1 rRNA gene is annotated in these 1,178 nt (G+C 51.6%); it reads left to right on the top strand.

The features are described 5' to 3' along the window. Positions 1–18: 18 nt before the first annotated feature. Positions 19–1,178, top strand: a 23S ribosomal RNA gene (locus U9J41_RS29230); the annotation flags it as partial.

The following is a 1,178-nucleotide window of genomic DNA, read 5'->3' as shown; positions in this document are numbered from 1 at the left end:
CAGGGGCCAACGTTATAGGGACAAGTGAATAAGTGCACATGGTGGATGCCTTGGCGATTACAGGCGATGAAGGACGTAGTAGCTTGCGATAAGCTGCGGGGAGTGAGCAAACACACTTTGATCCGCAGATTTCCGAATGGGGAAACCCGGCCTTTTAGGTCATCGCATACTGAATACATAGGTATGCGAAGCGAACGCGGCGAACTGAAACATCTAAGTAGCTGCAGGAAAAGAAATCAACCGAGATTCCCAAAGTAGTGGCGAGCGAAATGGGAAGAGCCTTGTACGTGATAGTCGGACTGATAGTGGAACAGCCTGGAAATGCTGGCCATAGAGGGTGATAGCCCCTTACACGAAATCAGACCGGTGGTACTAAGCGTACGACAAGTAGGGCGGGACACGAGAAATCCTGTCTGAATATGGGGGGACCATCCTCCAAGGCTAAATACTCGTAATCGACCGATAGTGAACCAGTACCGTGAGGGAAAGGCGAAAAGAACCCCGGGAGGGGAGTGAAATAGATCCTGAAACCGTGTGCATACAAACAGTCGGAGCCTCTTCGTGGGGTGACGGCGTACCTTTTGTATAATGGGTCAGCGACTTACATTCAGTGGCGAGGTTAACCGAATAGGGGAGCCGTAGAGAAATCGAGTCCGAACAGGGCGACAGTCGCTGGGTGTAGACCCGAAACCAGGTGATCTACCCATGGCCAGGATGAAGGTGCGGTAACACGCCCTGGAGGTCCGAACCCACTAATGTTGAAAAATTAGGGGATGAGCTGTGGGTAGGGGTGAAAGGCTAAACAAACCTGGAAATAGCTGGTTCTCTCCGAAAACTATTTAGGTAGTGCCTCAAGTATCACCACCGGGGGTAGAGCACTGTTATGGCTAGGGGGTCATTGCGACTTACCAACCCATTGCAAACTCCGAATACCGGTGAGTGCGAGCTTGGGAGACAGACGTCGGGTGCTAACGTCCGGCGTCAAGAGGGAAACAACCCAGACCGCCAGCTAAGGTCCCAAAGATTGGCTAAGTGGAAAACGAAGTGGGAAGGCTAAAACAGTCAGGATGTTGGCTTAGAAGCAGCCATCATTTAAAGAAAGCGTAATAGCTCACTGATCGAGTCGTCCTGCGCGGAAGATGTAACGGGGCTAAGCCAGTCACCGAAGCTGCGGATAT

This window comes from Massilia luteola (assembly GCF_034420155.1).
In the GTDB taxonomy this organism is placed as follows: Bacteria; Pseudomonadota; Gammaproteobacteria; order Burkholderiales; family Burkholderiaceae_D; genus Telluria; species Telluria luteola.
Note: the sequence above shows the minus strand (reverse complement) of the source record. Positions and strands in the feature narration are given on the sequence as shown.